Here is a 17,557-nt window from a genome sequence, read left to right as displayed (position 1 = left end):
AATAATGAGCAATTTATGATCACCTTTTTCCGCCGGGCAGGTCTGGGCACGAAGCTATCGCTGCTAACAGGTGCAAGTGTCGCCACGCTTTTTTTGCTGTTCACTTTTCTGTTGAGCCACAACGCCAGCCAGCAGCTTGAAGATCTTGCGGTTGAAGACCTGCACAACCAGTCCACCGGCATGGTGGATATGGTTGAGATGTTCAACACCAGCCTGAGCGAAGAGGTTGAAAGCTATACCCGTCTGTTCACGACCTTTTTGCCACAGCCGCTGAACAGCGACAGCAGCCAGAGCCGGACCATAAACGGGCTTACCGTTCCTCTGCTGAAAGGCGGCGAAACGGAGTTGCATGAAAACAATACGCTTTCTGATGACTTCCTGAGCCGAACGGGAGCCATCTCGACGCTATTTGTCCGCAGCGGTAACGATTTTATCCGCGTGGCCACGTCGCTGCGTAAAGAGAATGGCGACCGCGCCATTGGAACCGTTCTTGATACCACCAGCCCGGCATTTGCGGCTGTCACCAAAGGGGAGGTCTATCGCGGCCTCGCGCTGCTGTTCGGCAAGCGCTATATCACGCAGTACCAGCCTGTTAAAAATGCGGAAGGCCAGGTTATCGGGATTATCTTTGTCGGCGTGGACATCACCCATTCGTGGAACGTCATGCGCGAGAAAATCCTTAACCGTCGTCTGGGCGAGAGCGGTCACTTCTTTGTGCTGGATCGCAGCAGCGGCAAAACGCGCGGACAGTATCTGTTCCATGCCAGCGAAGAGGGCAAACTGCCCAACTGGGACACGGCGACACAGCAACAGCTTCTGAGCGATAAAGCCGGCACGCTGGAACGCGTGAGCGCGGATGGCCGTACGCTCAAAGTCGCCTACACGCCGCTGCCGGGCTGGAACTGGACCATCGTGGGTGAAGTGGATAAAGCCGTACTGCTTTCAAGCGTCACCACGCTGCGCGATCGCTTCCTGATGGCGGGCGTGGTGCTATCCGCACTCTTCGCGGGCCTGTTCGTTATCCTCATTCGCCGGATGCTAACCCGCCCACTGCGCGCAGTGATCGCGCTTGCCCGGCAGTATGCCGCAGGCGATCTGCGCGCCAGCCTGCCGGTAACCCGCCAGGATGAGGTCGGCCAGCTGATTGATGCCATCAACGGGATCGGGGGCGGCCTGCAAAAAATTGTGTTGCAGGTCCGCGAGGCCGCAAGCGAAATCCATCTGGGGACTAACGCGCTGGCTTCAGATACCGGCGAGATCTCTGAACAGATCAACAAGCAGGCCAGCAGCGTTGAGGAGACCTCCGCCAGCATGGAGCAATTAGCCGCCACCGTGCAGCAAAATGCCGCCAACATGGAGCAAACTCAGCAGCTGGTAGGTGAAACCTCGCGCGCGGTGCATCAGGGTGGAGAAACGGTGACCCACGCAGTCTCCACCATGGATGATATTCGTGATGCATCGAAACGCATTGAAGACATCACCCGCGTGATTGAGTCCATCGCTTTCCAGACCAATATCCTGGCGCTCAATGCGGCGGTTGAAGCGGCGCGGGCGGGCGAGCACGGGAAAGGTTTCGCAGTGGTGGCGCAAGAGGTGCGCGCCCTGGCCGCACGCAGCGCCAATGCGGTAAAAGAGATTGAACAGTTGATTGGCGACACGCTGAACAAGGTGAGCGAAGGCCATGCGCTGTCTGAGCAGACGCGTCTGGCGATGGATGCCATCATTGTTCATATCGATAACATCAGCCAGCTTGTCACCGAGATCAACCACGCCTCCCGCGAGCAGTCTGCGGGGATTGGTCAGGTGAATCTGGCGATGACGCACATCGGTGAGGCATCGCATATCAATGCCGATCGCATCTCACGCAGCGAGCAGACGGCACAGACGCTGCGCGAGAAGGGTTCACATCTCACCCGGCTGGTGAGCCTGTTCCAGCTGAAGGCTTAACCGACCCGGCCCGTGGCGCGCAGCAGCAGGTCGGTTTGCACCTGTTCGCTCATCAGCGTGCCGCCTCGGGTATCCAGCATCATGCGGCACCACGCCTGCGCCACGGGCGGCGATGCGTGCCGCAGCATCTGGCTTCCGGCCCCGAGTAAAAAGAGCTGCCGCGCGATCTCCCTGCCCTGCGCTTCCTGCGGTTTACGCAGCTTCTGCTGTAGCTGCCGCCAGCTGCGATCGAAATGCCTGTCCTGGCCTTTGACCTGCGCGAAATCATCGGCGAGCAGGTCGAGAATGCCCGACTGCTTCGCCAGCACGCGCAGTACATCCAGGCACATAATATTGCCAGAGCCTTCCCAGATGCTGTTGACGGGCATTTCACGGTACAACCGTGGAAGCTCACTCTCTTCGCAATAGCCTGCGCCGCCCAGCACCTCCATTGCCTCTGCCACAAACGGTATGCCCGTTTTGCAGACGCTGTATTTTGCCGCCGGAGTGAAAAGCCGCGCCCATGCGGCCTCCTGCGGGTCGGTGCGGTTGTCCCACGCCCGGGCGAGTCGGAACAGCAGTGCCGTGTGCCCCTCCAGCACCAGCGCCATACGGCTTAGCACGTCGCGCATTAACGGCTGGTCGATCAGATTTTTGCCGAAGGTCTGCCGCTGATGGGCATGATAAAGCGCCACCGAGAGCGCACGGCGCATCAGTCCGTGGCTGCCAAGCGCGCAGTCAAAGCGCGTCAGCCCACCCATCTTCAGAATTTGCCGGACGCCTTCCCCCTCTTCGCCCAGCAGCCAGCCGTAAGCATCAAGGAACTCAGCCTCACTGCTGGCATTCGAGCGGTTACCGAGCTTGTCCTTCAGACGCTCAAGGCGCACGGCATTACGTTGCCCGTCGGGTAAGAAACGCGGAACAAAAAAGCAGGAAAGCCCGCCCTTCGCCTGCGCCAGCACCAGATGCGCATCGCTCTGCGGCACGGAGAAAAACCATTTGTGCCCCACCAGCCGGTAACTGCCATCACTGCATTTCTCTGCTTTGGTGGTATTACTGAGTACGTCCGAACCGCCCTGCTTTTCCGTCATCCCCATGCCGATCAGCAGGCCGCGCTTTTGCGCCCCCGGTGCGAGATGGGGATCGTAGCGATCGCTCATCAGCGGCGTTAACCAGTCGTGAAACGGTTTGGGCAGCGACTGTAGCAACAGCGGCGTGGCCGCAAAGGTCATGGTCACCGGGCATAGCGTTCCCGCCTCCACCTGAGCATGCAGCACAAAACGCGCGGCCCTGGCGACGAACGATCCTTTCCGCGCCTCCTCCTCCCACGCCAGGTTGTGCACCCGGTTGGCGCAAAGCCCCTGCATCAGAAGATGCCATGCCGGATGAAAGCGGACGTCGTCCAGCCGCTCTCCCGTGGCGTCATAACGCAGCAGCTCCGGCGGATTAACGTTCGCCAGCCTGCCCAGCTCCAGCGACTCCGCCGTACCCAACTGCTGTCCGATGCTGGCAAGAAGATCCACATCCCACTCAGCCCCTTCGCGCGCTACCGCATCGCGCAGGGCGCAATCAGAGAGAAAAAGATTGCTGTTCGATAGCGGTGCAGGTTGATTAAAAACGGTATGTGTCTGCCAGTGCATGCTGTCTCCCTCCTTTCATTGGCAATAAAGGTAAGTATGGACAGAGGGCATGCACGCTGCATGGGAGGGGGGTCACACGATGACGATCGTGTTGATATCATTCGTGAAATAGCTCACAGAACATAAGAATAAACTATTTCATTACTTCACCAATGCTGAATAATTTATTCTTACCCCGTTTATGTGAGGATCGTTATGCAACAGGATGCGCACAAGCGTGCATTAATTGCAGGCTCCATCGGTAATTTCATCGAGTGGTATGAATTTGCGGTCTACGGTTTTCTGGCAACGGTGATTGCCAGAAACTTCTTCCAGCTTGAGGGGGAAGCGGAGCTCACCAGCCTGATCCTTACCTGGGCCTCGTTCGCCATCGCGTTCTTCTTCCGTCCGCTGGGTGCGGTGGTCTTTGGCCGCATTGGCGACAGGATTGGCCGCAAACCGACGCTGATTATTGTGCTGGTATTGATGACGCTCGCCACCGCTGCCATCGGTATTGTGCCTGTCTACGCCAGTATCGGGATTGCCGCGCCGCTGATCGTTACGCTCCTGCGTATTCTGCAAGGACTGTTCGCGGGCGGTGAGTATGGCGGTGCGGTCTCATTGATGACGGAGTTCGCCCCGCGCGGCAAGCGCGGTCTTTACGGGGCATGGCAGTCCTTCACCGTGGCGCTCGGGCTGTTAGCGGGCGCAGGCATTGTCGCGATGCTCTCTGCCCTTCTCTCCCCTGAAGCCTTGCACGACTGGGGCTGGCGCATTCCGTTCTTCCTGGCGCTGCCGATGGGTGCGGTCGCGCTATGGCTGCGGGTGAGCATGGAAGAGACGCCGAGCTTTGTGCAGCAACGGGAAAAACCGGTTGTTACTCATGCCAGCACCGCCGCCACGTTCAAAACCATCCTGATGGGCATTGGCCGCGTGATGGTCTGGTCTGCGGCGGGTTATACCTATCTGGTGATTATGCCGACCTATCTGCAATCTGCGCTGCACACCGGTTTTAACCAGGCGCTGCTGATTGCGGTGATTTCTAACATTGGGTTTGCGCTCACGATCATTCCGTCAGGCATGCTGAGCGACAGGATCGGGCGGCGGACGGTGATGATTATCGCCACCGTGCTCCTGCTGATCCTCGCCCTGCCGCTGCTGAAAATTTTGCAGGCGGAGTCCAGCACGCTGGCGGTTAAAGCGATTGTGGTGTTGATTGCGGGAGGTCTGGTGGGGATGCTGGCAGGACCGGGGCCGGCAATGCTGTCTGAGATGTTCCCGACGCGCGTGCGTTATACCGGACTGGGGCTGGCCTATTCTCTGTCGAATGCGATCTTCTCGGGCTGCGCGGGGCTGATCATTACCGGGCTGATTAAAGAGACGGGCAATCTGGATATTCCGGCGTACTACGTGATGGCAACGGCGGTGGTGAGTATTTTCGCGCTGATGACGCTGAGGAAGGATGACCATTTACGGTCGTTAGAGGAGTGAGATTGTTGCCCGGTGGCGCTGCGCTTAGCGGGCCTACGTTACCATGCTTTTGTAGGCCGGGTAAGGCGAAGCCGCCACCCGGCACAACAGGCTACCCGCGCTGACGCACCGCTTCAAACAGGCAGATACCCGTCGCAACTGAAACGTTCAGGGACGATACGCTGCCCGCCATCGGGATGCTGATCAGCTCATCGCAGTGCTCGCGCGTCAGACGACGCATACCTTCGCCTTCCGCTCCCATCACCAGTGCCATACGGCCGGTCATTTTGCTCTGGTACAGGGTGTGATCCGCTTCACCAGCGGTTCCCACGATCCAGATATTTTCTTCCTGCAATAGACGCATGGTGCGCGCCAGGTTAGTCACACGGATCAACGGGACGTTTTCCGCCGCGCCGCAGGCGACTTTTTTAGCGGTAGCGTTAAGCTGCGCAGAGCGATCTTTTGGCACAATCACCGCATGCACGCCTGCTGCATCGGCGCTACGCAGGCACGCGCCCAGGTTATGTGGGTCGGTTACGCCATCGAGGATCAGGAAGAACGGGTTCTCCAGCCCGGCGATCAGATCCGGCAGATCGTTCTCCTGATACTGACGGCCTGGCTTCACGCGCGCGATAATGCCCTGGTGTACAGCACCTTCGCTTTTTTCATCCAGATACTGACGGTTCGCCAGCTGGATCACTACGCCCTGCGCTTCCAGCGCGTGGATCAGCGGCATCAGACGTTTGTCTTCACGCCCTTTCAGAATAAACACTTCCTGAAAACGCTCCGGCGCGCGCTCCAGCAGGGCCTGCACCGCGTGGATGCCGTAAATCATTTCACTCATTGATGGTTCTCGTAATAAATATTTTCCCTCTCCCTGTCAGGGAGAGGGTCAGGGTGAGGGGAAATTACTCCGCCTGCTGTTTCTTCGCCGCGCGCTTCGCTTTGGTCGCGGCCGCTATTTTTTGGGTCTTGGTCGACGGTTTTTTCGCTTTACGAGCGTCTTTTTTCGCCGCCTTAGGCTTCTGTTTCTTCTCGCCACGGAAAGCGCTGTCTGGCTCAAAGTTTACTCTTTTACCTGCCTGACGTCGCTTGCCGCCCGCTTTACCGTTGCCGCCTTTTTTCGCTTTCTCACGCTCGGTTTTGCCGACGTTACGCGGAGCACGCTCGCTGGAGATGAGGCTGAAGTCGATTTTACGGTCGTCCATATTCACGGCTTCAACCTTCACTTCCACCCGATCGCCCAGACGGTAGGTCTGGCCGCCGGATTCGCCGATCAGACGTTGTCCGACCTGGTCGAAGCGGTAGTAATCGTTATCGAGGCTGGAAACGTGCACCAGACCGTCGATAAACAGCTCATCCAGACGCACGAAGAAGCCAAAGCCGGTGACGCTGGCAATCACGCCTTTAAAGACGTTGCCCACCTGATCCAGCATAAAGTCACACTTCAGCCAGTCCGCCACGTCGCGCGTTGCTTCATCCGCACGACGCTCGGTCATGGAACAGTGCTGGCCCAGTTGCAGCATCTCTTCCATGGAGTAGTGATACCCTCCGGTTTCGGTCGTGTTGCCTTTATGACCCTGCTCGTGCGCCAGCAAATACTTGATCGCACGGTGCAGGGACAGATCCGGATAACGGCGGATCGGCGAGGTGAAGTGCGCGTACGACTGTAAGGCCAGACCAAAGTGGCCCCGGTTTTCCGGATCGTAAATCGCCTGCTTCATGGAGCGCAGCAGCATGGTTTGCAGCATTTCCGCGTCAGGACGATCGCTGATGGATTCCAGCAGCTCGGCGTAATCGCGTGGCTCAGGCTTATTACCGCCAGGCAGCTCCAGGCCGAGTTCAGCCAGCACAGAGCGGAACGAGGTCACGGCTTCCGTAGTTGGCTTGTCGTGAATACGGAACAGCGCAGGCTCTTTGGCTTTCTCAACGAAACGTGCCGCCGAGATGTTCGCCAGGATCATACACTCTTCAATCAGCTTGTGCGCATCGTTACGCTGGGTCTGCTCGATACGCTCGATACGACGCTCAGCGTTAAAGATAAACTTCGCCTCTTCACTCTCAAACGAGATCCCACCGCGCTCTTCGCGCGCCTGATCCAGCGTTTTGTAGAGGTTATGCAGCTCTTCGATGTGTTTGACCAGCGGCGCGTACTGTTCGCGAAGATCCTGATCGCCCTGCAACATATGCCAGACCTTGGTATAGGTCAGGCGCGCATGGGAACTCATCACCGCTTCGTAGAACTTATAGCCCGTCAGACGTCCCTTGCTGGAGATGGTCATTTCGCAGACCATACACAGGCGGTCCACCTGCGGGTTGAGGGAACACAGGCCGTTAGAGAGCACTTCTGGCAGCATCGGTACAACCTGAGACGGGAAGTAGACCGACGTACCGCGGCTGCGCGCTTCGTTATCCAGCGGCGTGTGTGGACGTACATAATAACTCACATCCGCGATGGCCACCCACAGACGCCAGCCGCCACCGCGTTTTTTCTCACAATATACGGCATCATCGAAGTCACGGGCGTCTTCACCATCAATGGTGACCAGCGGCAGATCGCGCAGATCCACGCGGCCTGCTTTGGACTCTTCCGGCACTTCTTCACGAAGGTTTTCAATCTGATCTTCAACCGCTTTCGGCCAGACGTACGGAATTTCATGGGTACGCAGCGCCATATCGACGGCCATACCGGTGCCCATGTTATCGCCCAGCACTTCAACGATTTTACCCACCGCTTTGGTGCGACGGGTTGGGCGCTGGGTGAGTTCCACCACCACCACAAAGCCCATGCGTGCGCCCATCACCTCTTCAGGTGGGATGAGAATGTCGAAGCTCAGACGGCTGTCATCCGGCACCACAAAGCCTACGCCCGCATCGGTAAAGTAACGGCCAACGATCTGGCTGGTTTTCGGCACCAGCACGCGGACCACGCGCGCTTCGCGGCGCCCTTTACGATCTGCACCCAGCGGCTGCGCCAGGATCTGGTCGCCGTGAATACACATCTTCATCTGTTCGGATGAGAGGTACAGGTCGTCTTTACGGCCTTCCACGCGCAGGAAGCCGAAGCCATCGCGGTGACCAATAACGGTGCCTTTCAGCAGGTCGAGGCGTTCTGGCAGCGCGTAGCACTGGCGACGAGTAAAGACCAGCTGCCCGTCACGCTCCATGGCGCGCAGGCGGCGGCGAAGGGCTTCAATTTGCTCTTCACCTTCAATGTTCAGTTCAACGGCAAGTTCTTCACGATTGGCGGGTTTTTCGCGTTTTGTTAAGTGTTCAATGATGAACTCGCGGCTGGGGATAGGATTCGCGTATTTTTCGGCTTCGCGTTCCTGGAAAGGATCTTGTGACATGTCGGTTCCTCCGTTGTCAGCTCCGGTGGAAATTTTCTTCATTCCACCAGCAATAATTTATAAAGCGGTTGATTCTCTTCAACCAAATCGGCCAGCGTGTAGTTATCCAGTTCCTTGAGAAAACTTTGCACGGCCTTTGAAAGCGCCTGTTTCAGGCGGCAAGCGGGCGTAATGTGGCAGAACGCGCTGCTACAGTTCACCAGAGAGAGCGGCTCCAGTTCACGTACCACATCGCCAATACGGATACTCTGCGCCGGTTTACCGAGACGGATCCCTCCATTCTTCCCGCGGACGGCAGCAACGTATCCGGCACGACTAAGTTGATTGATTATTTTGACCATATGATTACGGGACACACCGTACACCTCTGTGACTTCAGAGATGCTGGTCATCTTCCCATCGGGTAACGACGCCATGTAAATCAGCGCGCGTAAGCCGTAATCGGTGAAACTTGTTAACTGCACATCAACCTCAGGAAAAAGGGAAAACGCGGTCAAACCGCAGAGATATTCATTAATGATGATAAACCAGCCAGATAGTTAGCGGCTAATTTATTTGACAGACGGGGCGAAAAAGCGGAGATCCAGGAGCGGTCGCCGGATGGCGCTGCGCTTATCCGGCCTACGGGTTTCCCCGCAGGCCAGCAGTCACGAAGATTATGCGTCGAACGGGTCGCGCAGGATCATCGTTTCAGTACGATCCGGGCCGGTAGAAATAATATCGATCGGCACTTCGGTCAGTTCTTCAATGCGCTTGATGTAGTCCAGCGCGGCTTTTGGCAGGCCACTACGCTCTTTCACACCGAAGGTGGTCTCAGACCAGCCCGGCATGGTTTCGTAGATTGGCTCAATGCCTTCCCAGTCGTCAGCAGCCAGCGGAGTGGTGGTCACTTCGCGGCCATCTGGCATACGGTAGCCTACGCAGATTTTCACTTCTTTCAGGCCGTCCAGTACGTCCAGCTTGGTCAGGCAGAAGCCAGACAGGGAGTTGATCTGCACTGCGCGACGTACGGCAACGGCGTCCAGCCAGCCGGTACGACGACGACGACCGGTGGTCGCGCCAAACTCGTTACCCTGCTTGCAGAGGAACTCGCCGGTCTCATCAAACAGCTCGGTCGGGAATGGACCCGCACCCACGCGAGTGGAGTACGCTTTGATGATGCCCAGAACGTAATCGACATAACGCGGGCCCAGGCCGGAGCCAGTCGCCACGCCACCTGCGGTGGTGTTAGAGGACGTTACGTACGGATAGGTACCGTGGTCGATGTCCAGCAGCGTACCCTGCGCACCTTCGAACATGACGAAATCGCCACGCTTGCGCGCCTGGTCCAGCAGATCGGACACATCAACAACCATACCGGTCAGAATATCAGCAATCGCCATGACGTCATCCAGCACTTTCTGGTAGTCAACGGCTTCGGCTTTGTAGAAGTTCACCAACTGGAAGTTGTGATATTCCATCACTTCTTTCAGTTTTTCAGCGAAGGTCGCTTTGTCGAAGAGGTCGCCCACGCGCAGACCACGACGAGCCACTTTATCTTCGTAAGCCGGGCCGATACCACGACCGGTGGTGCCGATCGCTTTCGCGCCACGCGCTTTTTCACGCGCCACGTCCAGCGCCACGTGATAATCCAGGATCAGCGGGCAGGCTTCGGAGAGCAGCAGACGCTCACGAACAGGGATACCACGGTCTTCCAGACCTTTCATCTCTTTCATCAGCGCTGCTGGAGACAGCACAACGCCGTTACCGATGATGCTGGTGACGTTTTCGCGAAGAATGCCTGATGGAATAAGATGGAGGACGGTTTTTTCACCGTTGATTACGAGAGTATGGCCTGCGTTGTGACCGCCCTGGTAGCGTACAACATATTTAGCCCGTTCAGTCAGAAGATCAACAATCTTCCCTTTACCTTCGTCACCCCATTGGGTGCCCAGTACGACGACGTTGTTACCCATTTTTTTCAAAATCACCGTTTGCTTAAAAATGGATTCTACCATCGCTTTTTCAGATATACAGCACTTTTTGACCCTAAAATATGCCAATTGCGGTTAGTTTTTGATCAGCCAATCGTTTTCCTCAACATGTAGTAGATAACGATACCGGCAACCACAAGACCACCGCCAAAACGACGCAAAATATTGTCCGGGAGTTGGCTCATTGTCGCGATCATCCGGCGCCATGCGCGCGGATAGAGCATCGGGCCGAGGCCTTCCAGCACCAAAACCAGGGCCAGTGCGAGCCAGATCGTGGAATTCATTTTGGTTCCTTATAAAAGAAAACCACCGCTCCGTGAAGAGCGGTGGTTTGAATACTCAAACGAGCCTGAGTTTATCGCGTTGCGTTGGTCGGCGTCTTCATATAACGGAAGAAATCGCTGTCCGGGCTGAGCACCATCACATCCTGGTTGCTCTTGAAGCTATTCTCGTAAGCGCGAAGGCTACGGATGAAGGCATAGAAGTCTGGATCCTGGCTGAATGCATCAGCAAACAGTTTCGCCGCTTCGGCATCACCTTCACCGCGCAGGATACGACCCTGGCGCTCAGATTCCGCCAGCGTCTTGGTGACTTCATAGTCCGCTGCCGCGCGCAGTTTTTCCGCTTCTTCCTGACCCTGTGAACGGTGACGACGGGCTACCGCTTCACGCTCGGCGCGCATACGGTTGTAGATCGCCTCGGACACTTCCGCTGGCAGGTTGATCTGCTTGATGCGCACGTCAACCACTTCGATGCCCAGAGCAGCCATACTGTTCGGGTTGATCACCGGCACTTTACCGTTGGTTTCAGCCTGAACACGTTCAGCCGCTTTGGCAATGGCATCGTCTGCCGCCGGGGTTTCAACTTCATCCTCGGTGCCCGCAGAGCCGGAGTTCAGCGCATCACGCACTTCCAGCGTCAGACGACCACGAGAGTCGGTCACGATGTCTTTCACATCCAGACGACCAATTTCAGAACGCAGACGGTCAGAGAACTTACGTTTCAGCAGCACTTCTGCCTGAGAAACGTCGCCACCCCCGGTTGCCAGGAAGTAGCGGCTGAAATCGCTGATGCGCCATTTGATATAGGAATCAACGATCAGGTCTTTCTTCTCTTTGGTCACGAAACGATCGGCCTGGTTATCCATGGTCTGGATACGCGCATCGAGCGTTTTCACTGACTGAATGAACGGGATCTTAAAGTGCAGACCCGGCTCATAAATCACCGGACGCTTGTCGCCGTCACGCACGACGCTGCTGAACTGGAACTTGATCCCACGTTCGCCCTCTTTCACCACAAAGATGGAGGTGTAGAGCACGACCAGTACGATGATGATGATCGCAATAACTGACTTACGCATCCTTATTCCCCCTGACGCTGGTAGTCGTTACGCTGCGCGTTAGCACGGCGTTGGTCCATAATGTCACCATCGTTCGAAGAAGGCGTTGTGTTCGCGCTGGCGCTGCCAGACGAGGCCGGTGGCAGACGCAGCAGGTTGTTCGCACCGCTGTTGTCTTTTGCTGCCGGTGCAGAACTGCCTTTCAGCATCTGATCCAGCGGCAGGACCATCAGGTTTCCGCCTTTGTTGTCGTTAACCAGCACTTTACGCGTATGGCTCAGCACTTTTTCCATGGTCTCGATATAGAGACGCTCACGGGTAATTTCCGGCGCGGCTTTATATTCCGGCAGGATCTTCGCGAAGCGAGCCACTTCACCCTGTGCTTCCAGGATGGTCTGGGTCTTATACGCACGCGCTTCTTCCAGAATACGCTGCGCCTGACCGTTTGCACGCGGCTGAACTTCGTTGGTGTACGCTTCCGCTTCACGGATGTACTGCTGTTCGTTTTCACGCGCGGCAATCGCATCGTCAAACGCGGCTTTCACCTCTTCCGGCGGACGTGCAGCCTGGAAGTTGACGTCCAGCAGGGTGATACCCATGTTGTACGGACGGATGGTCTCTTCCAGCTCACGCTGGGTATCGCTACGAATAACGGTACGACCTTCGGTCAGGATACGGTCCATGGTGTATTTACCGATCACGCCACGCAGGGCGCTGTCGGTCGCCTGACGCAGGCTGTCATCGGCGCTGGTCACGCTAAACAGATAACGTTCAGGATCGGTCACGCGGTACTGCACGTTCATCTCAACGCGCACCACGTTCTCGTCAGAGGTCAGCATCACGCCAGAGGCGGCCAGTTCACGGACGGACTCTACGTTAACCGCGGTCACATCATCGATGAAGGTCGGCTTCCAGTTCAGGCCCGGCTCAACCAGATGGCTGAACTTACCGAAACGGGTGACCACGCCGCGCTCTGCTTCTTTAATGGTGTAGAACCCGCTGGCTGCCCAGATGATTACCACCGCAGCGGCGACAATGCCCACCACGCGGCCACCCATTGGCGGGCGCGGACTCTGAGTGGAATTGCCACCCGAGCCAGAACCTTTTCCTCCGCCAAGGCCACCAAGCTTTTTGCTCAGTTTGCGGAAGATATCATCCAGATCCGGCGGCCCCTGCTCGCGACCACCTTTGTTGCCATTTCCCCCAGAGTTGCCGCCTTGATTATTGCTGCTTCCCCACGGGTCGCGGTCTTGTCCGTTATTACCGGGCTGATTCCACGCCATGTATATGCTCCATATTTGTTATGCAAGGGCGAATTTTTCAGGCTTCCCCTTTCTGATCAGACGATATAGTCCGCCAGCGCAGGTTCTTGTTTACAGAGGCGACGCCAGTCAACGATCGGCATACGCACCTGCATCCCCACGCTGCCGTCATCCTCCATCCACTCTTTTTCTATCGCCTGAAGCTGATAAAACCGGCTGCGCAGCCTGCCTTCCTGTGGCGGCAGTCGCAGCGTGTGCTGAGCTACCTCACCGGAAAGACATTCTGTCAAAGCCTGGAAAAGCAGTGGCACACCAATCCCGGCCTGAGCAGACAGCCAGACCCGAATCGGTTTGTTCTCTTCGTCTCGGTCAATACGCGGTTCGAAATCGTCCAGCATATCGATCTTATTCATCACCAACAGGGTGGGAATTTCGTGGGCGTCGATCTCTTCGAGCACCACGTTCACCGCGTCGATGTTCTCCTGCACGCGTACGTCCGCCGCATCAATGACGTGCAGCAGCAGGGTCGCCTGACGCGTCTCCTGCAACGTCGCTTTAAACGCCGCGACCAGATCGTGCGGCAGATGGCGGATAAACCCTACGGTATCCGCCAGCACCGTTTCACCCACGTCTGCGACGTCAATACGGCGCAGGGTTGGGTCCAGGGTCGCAAACAGCTGGTCTGCGGCATACACCTGGGCCTCGGTTATCTGGTTAAACAGGGTGGATTTACCGGCGTTGGTATAACCCACCAGCGACACCGTTGGGATATCGGCTTTCGTTCGCGCCCGACGCCCCTGTTCGCGCTGTTTCTCTACACGTTCCAGACGTGAAAGGATCTGGGTTATACGCCCACGCAGCAAACGGCGGTCGGTTTCGAGCTGGGTTTCACCCGGGCCGCGCAAACCAATCCCGCCTTTTTGTCTTTCAAGGTGTGTCCAGCCACGCACCAGACGCGTCGCCAGATGGCGCAACTGCGCCAGCTCAACCTGCAACTTACCCTCGTGGGTACGCGCACGCTGAGCAAAAATATCTAAGATCAATCCCGTGCGATCGATTACACGGCATTCGCAGAGAGCTTCCAGGTTACGTTCCTGAGCCGGAGACAGCGCATGATCAAACAGCACAACGGATGCGCCGGTTGCTTTCACGGCATCCGCAATTTCAACTGCTTTACCTTCACCAACAAAGTACTTCGGGTGCGGCGCTTTACGGCTACCGGTAATCACCTGCATTGCTTCGACACCGGCGGAAGAGACCAGAGATTCAAACTCCTGGAGGTCTTCCATATCTTTGTCTTGCGAAAAATAGATGTGTACCAGCACCGCCTGCTCACCGGCGTCATAACGGTCAAACAAGCGTAAACCTCTCTAAAAAGATCAGCGGGGAACGCAGGATCCCTGGCTCCCCGTGTGGATAACAGCCCAAAACCTTATTCGGTTTCTTCGCTGTCCTGCGCTGGTGTTGAAGAACCCTGCGCGTTGCTGCCGTGATGGTAGTTACTGCCAGTGCCGCCGCCAGCGTTATTGCTGTGATGAGATACCGGACGGGACGGAACAACAGTAGAAATCGCGTGCTTATAGACCATCTGGCTGACCGTGTTTTTCAACAGGATCACGAACTGATCGAAAGACTCAATCTGACCTTGCAGCTTAATACCATTCACCAAATAAATAGAAACTGGAACACGCTCCCGACGCAATGCGTTCAGGAACGGATCTTGTAAAGATTGCCCCTTAGCCATTCTATCTTTTCCTTATATGCTTGTTTTGTACTTAGAACCTTGCGATTCTGAAAAATTGCGCACGATACGGCTTAATTGTACACATTCAGTCAGCGATATCACCAATAACCTCAATCACTTCGTTTAACGCCTGTTGTGGTTTTTCACTGTCTAACCAGTGAACCCCCTCCCAACCGCGTAACCAGGTGATCTGGCGCTTCGCTAACTGTCTCGTGGCGCAAACACCTCGATAAACCATTTCATCGTATGAAATCTCACCTTCAAGATACGACCACATCTGGCGGTATCCCACACAACGAATGGAAGGCATGTCCGTATGCAAATCTCCACGGGCAAAAAGCGCCCGCACTTCTGCTTCAAAATCTGAAGCCAACATCTGATGAAAACGCTGCTCAATTCGTTGATGGAGCAGTTCACGGCTCGCCGGGGCGATGGCGAACTGATGCACCTGATACGGCAGAGCGTCTCCTGACGTTTGCGTCAGTTCCGTTAAAGTTTTACCCGAAATGAAAAAAACTTCCAGTGCCCGGGAAAGCCTTTGCGGATCGTTTGGGTGGATCCGCGCTGCGGCAACCGGGTCAATCTCTTCCAGTTGCCTGTGCAAAGCGTCCCACCCCTGCTCTGCCGCCTGCCGCTCAATCTTCGCTCTCACTTCCGGATCGGCCGATGGCAGAGGCGATAACCCCTCCAGCAGCGCCTTAAAGTAGAGCATCGTGCCGCCAACTAACAGCGGTATGCGTCCCGCGGCGGTAATCTCGGCCATCTCGGCTAAGGCGTCGCGGCGAAAATCTGCCGCGGAGTAAGCCTGTGCCGGGTCGAGAATATCCAGTAAACGGTGCGGCGCCGCACGCAGTTCGTCTGCGTTGGGCTTCGCCGTGCCGATGTCCATCCCTCGGTAAATGAGGGCTGAATCAACGCTAATCAACTCTACTGGCAAAACTTTACGTAACTCAATGGCTAACGCCGTTTTACCGGAGGCCGTTGGCCCCATTAAAAAAATCGCCTTTGGCAGGCTCGCCTTACTTACATCAGTCATGTTTCAGGGCGGTCATCGCCGTTTGTAAATCAACAGGTTGTAACAAACCACCTGGAGGCGCTTTCACCAGCTGTGGACAGAGGCGCTCCACCTCCGCCAGAACGGTAATCGCCTGCGCCATACTCCACGGTGCATGTTCGCTGGCCAGGTGGCGGGCGATCCACTGCGCAGTATCGGCGGCATCAAACGTCGTTTGCTGCGCCAGGTAGCCTATCAGTTCAGGAATCAAGTTTTGTAAATTTTGTTGGCGTAAGGGTAAAGGCACTGCGCGAATTGTCACATGCTGCGCGTCCAGTACGATTTCAATCCCCATTTCGGCCAGTTGCGTCTGCACGCGCCGCAAAACCCCTGTTTCTTCAGGGGTTATTTTCAGGCGAACGGGGATCAACAGCGGCTGCGCGCAGGCGGCATTCACCCCCGGGGTTAACTGCGCCTGTTTGAGCCAGCGCTCCGCCACGGAAAGCGCCAGCAACAGGAGTTTACCTTCGCGTTCAAGCAACGCCATGTCGGGGGCAATAATGGTCAATACCCGACCAAAACTCTGGCTATGCCCATCCAGAGAGGGGGTTGAAACCGTGATGTGCTCTTTATGCTCCACCGCCGGCGTATCCAGCAGTTTGCGGTACAGCGCCCCCTGCTGTTTGTGATAGCCCGGCTGAGCGTTGGGATAGTTGGCGCCGGTTGGTCGCGGCGCGTTACCCGCCGGGGATAAACGTGGAGCAGCCGGCTCGCGCGCGACCGCCGGTTCGGCAAAATGGTTACGCCCGGCCGCCACGCGGTTTTCCGGCAGTGGGCGCGGCGCGGGCTCTTCTTTTGCCAGCGGCCACTCAGGCTCTGCCTGCTGCTGCAATACAGCGGCAACGCCCTGGTAGATGAAATCATGCACCAGGCGCGACTGGTGGAAACGCACCTCGTGCTTCGCGGGGTGCACGTTAACGTCAACCTGATGCGGGTCGATCTCCAGATAAAGCACAAAGGCGGGCTGTTGATCGGCGCCGAGCTTATCTTCACAGGCCTGTCGAATAGCGTGGTTAATCAGGCGGTCGCGCATCATGCGGCCGTTGACGTAGCAATACTGAATTTCTGCGAACGCGGCGCTGCTGGCGTTCGGATCGGCTACCCAGCCGCGCAGGGCCAGATCGCCATGCTGCCACTCAATGGCCAGCGCCTTTTCCAGAAACGGTGTGCCGCAGATGGCGCCCAACCGACGCTCCTTTTGTCCACCCTCCGCCACCGCGCGGTACTGGCGCATCACCTTACCGTTATGGCTGAGGTTGAGGGTGACATCAAAGCGCGCCAGCGCAATGCGGCGGATGATCTCATCGATATGTCCGAATTCGGTCTTCTCGGTTCGCATAAACTTGCGCCGGGCGGGGGTGTTATAGAAGAGATCCAGCACTTCAAGCGTGGTGCCTACCGGGTGCGCCGCAGGTTTAACCGTGACGTCCATATCGCGCCCTTCGGCGTAGGCCTGCCAGGCTTCCTGCTGGTCGGCCGTGCGGGAGGTCAACGTTAAGCGGGAAACGGAGCTGATACTGGCCAGCGCTTCGCCGCGAAAACCCAGGCTGATAATCGCTTCCAGATCGTCAAGTGAGGCAATTTTACTGGTGGCGTGACGCGCCAGCGCCAGCGCCAGCTCGTCCTTTTTGATGCCACAGCCGTTATCACGAATGCGGATAAGCTTTGCGCCCCCGCGTTCGATATCGATATCGATGCGGGTCGCCCCTGCATCGAGGCTGTTTTCCACCAGTTCCTTCACCACCGACGCAGGGCGTTCCACCACCTCACCGGCGGCGATTTGGTTCGCGAGCTGCGGCGGTAGAACCTGAATCGGCATG

General features: G+C 56.8%; 14 protein-coding genes. 2 read left to right on the top strand and 12 right to left on the bottom strand.

Annotated features, from left to right (window positions below; genetic code table 11):
- Positions 1-15 precede the first annotated feature (15 nt).
- Positions 16-1,947 (top strand): methyl-accepting chemotaxis protein, encoded by a 1,932-nt coding sequence (locus ACOTW6_RS14785; RefSeq protein WP_047052618.1) that lies wholly within the window; start codon positions 16-18, stop codon positions 1,945-1,947.
- Here the strand turns inward: ACOTW6_RS14785 and ACOTW6_RS14780 are convergent.
- Complete coding sequence (locus tag ACOTW6_RS14780; RefSeq protein ID WP_213789232.1) at positions 1,944-3,566, bottom strand: isovaleryl-CoA dehydrogenase; 1,623 nt, start codon at positions 3,564-3,566, stop codon at positions 1,944-1,946. The genes ACOTW6_RS14785 and ACOTW6_RS14780 overlap by 4 nt on opposite strands.
- Positions 3,567-3,761: 195 nt before the next feature.
- On the opposite strand from ACOTW6_RS14780, the gene ACOTW6_RS14775 reads away from it, so the two are divergent.
- Entirely contained in the window at positions 3,762-5,036 is a 1,275-nt protein-coding gene (locus ACOTW6_RS14775; protein WP_213789231.1) for an MFS transporter, read from the top strand.
- A gap of 91 nt (positions 5,037-5,127) precedes the next feature.
- Here ACOTW6_RS14775 and rlmB read toward each other — a convergent pair whose 3' ends face one another.
- The 11 genes from rlmB to mutL all read right to left on the bottom strand — a co-directional run bounded on the left by rlmB (position 5,128) and on the right by mutL (position 17,556).
- On the bottom strand, positions 5,128-5,859 hold the full coding sequence (rlmB, locus tag ACOTW6_RS14770; protein ID WP_015572470.1) for a 23S rRNA (guanosine(2251)-2'-O)-methyltransferase RlmB: 732 nt from the start codon (positions 5,857-5,859) through the stop codon (positions 5,128-5,130).
- Positions 5,860-5,923: 64 nt separating this feature from the next.
- On the bottom strand, positions 5,924-8,365 hold the full coding sequence (rnr, locus tag ACOTW6_RS14765; protein ID WP_032104769.1) for a ribonuclease R: 2,442 nt from the start codon (positions 8,363-8,365) through the stop codon (positions 5,924-5,926).
- A 38-nt stretch (positions 8,366-8,403) separates the two neighbouring features.
- The gene (nsrR, locus tag ACOTW6_RS14760) at positions 8,404-8,829 is read right to left on the bottom strand and encodes a nitric oxide-sensing transcriptional repressor NsrR (RefSeq protein WP_003855998.1); all 426 of its coding nucleotides are present in this window, start codon (positions 8,827-8,829) and stop codon (positions 8,404-8,406) included.
- A 192-nt stretch (positions 8,830-9,021) separates the two neighbouring features.
- Positions 9,022-10,320 (bottom strand): adenylosuccinate synthase, encoded by a 1,299-nt coding sequence (locus ACOTW6_RS14755; RefSeq protein WP_003855997.1) that lies wholly within the window; start codon positions 10,318-10,320, stop codon positions 9,022-9,024.
- 104 nt (positions 10,321-10,424) lie between these two features.
- Positions 10,425-10,622 carry a DUF2065 domain-containing protein gene (locus ACOTW6_RS14750; RefSeq protein WP_003855996.1) on the bottom strand — a complete coding sequence of 66 codons (198 nt, stop codon included), beginning with the start codon at positions 10,620-10,622 and terminating at the stop codon, positions 10,425-10,427.
- 71 nt (positions 10,623-10,693) lie between these two features.
- Complete coding sequence (gene hflC / locus ACOTW6_RS14745; protein WP_003855994.1) at positions 10,694-11,698, bottom strand: protease modulator HflC; 1,005 nt, start codon at positions 11,696-11,698, stop codon at positions 10,694-10,696.
- 2 nt (positions 11,699-11,700) lie between these two features.
- Complete coding sequence (gene hflK, locus ACOTW6_RS14740; RefSeq protein WP_047052628.1) at positions 11,701-12,960, bottom strand: FtsH protease activity modulator HflK; 1,260 nt, start codon at positions 12,958-12,960, stop codon at positions 11,701-11,703.
- A 56-nt stretch (positions 12,961-13,016) separates the two neighbouring features.
- On the bottom strand, positions 13,017-14,297 hold the full coding sequence (gene hflX / locus ACOTW6_RS14735; protein WP_213789229.1) for a ribosome rescue GTPase HflX: 1,281 nt from the start codon (positions 14,295-14,297) through the stop codon (positions 13,017-13,019).
- Positions 14,298-14,371: 74 nt separating this feature from the next.
- A complete protein-coding gene (hfq, locus tag ACOTW6_RS14730; protein ID WP_003855990.1) occupies positions 14,372-14,683 on the bottom strand; it encodes an RNA chaperone Hfq in 312 nt (103 codons plus the stop codon).
- A gap of 85 nt (positions 14,684-14,768) precedes the next feature.
- The gene (gene miaA / locus ACOTW6_RS14725) at positions 14,769-15,719 is read right to left on the bottom strand and encodes a tRNA (adenosine(37)-N6)-dimethylallyltransferase MiaA (protein WP_017383956.1); all 951 of its coding nucleotides are present in this window, start codon (positions 15,717-15,719) and stop codon (positions 14,769-14,771) included.
- Positions 15,712-17,556 carry a DNA mismatch repair endonuclease MutL gene (gene mutL / locus ACOTW6_RS14720; RefSeq protein WP_193136422.1) on the bottom strand — a complete coding sequence of 615 codons (1,845 nt, stop codon included), beginning with the start codon at positions 17,554-17,556 and terminating at the stop codon, positions 15,712-15,714. The genes miaA and mutL overlap by 8 nt, the downstream gene beginning before the upstream one ends.
- Position 17,557 lies beyond the last annotated feature (1 nt).

This window comes from Enterobacter cloacae complex sp. IR5403 (assembly GCF_049238705.1).
Classification (GTDB): domain Bacteria; phylum Pseudomonadota; class Gammaproteobacteria; order Enterobacterales; family Enterobacteriaceae; genus Enterobacter; species Enterobacter hormaechei_C.
Note: the sequence above shows the minus strand (reverse complement) of the source record. Positions and strands in the feature narration are given on the sequence as shown.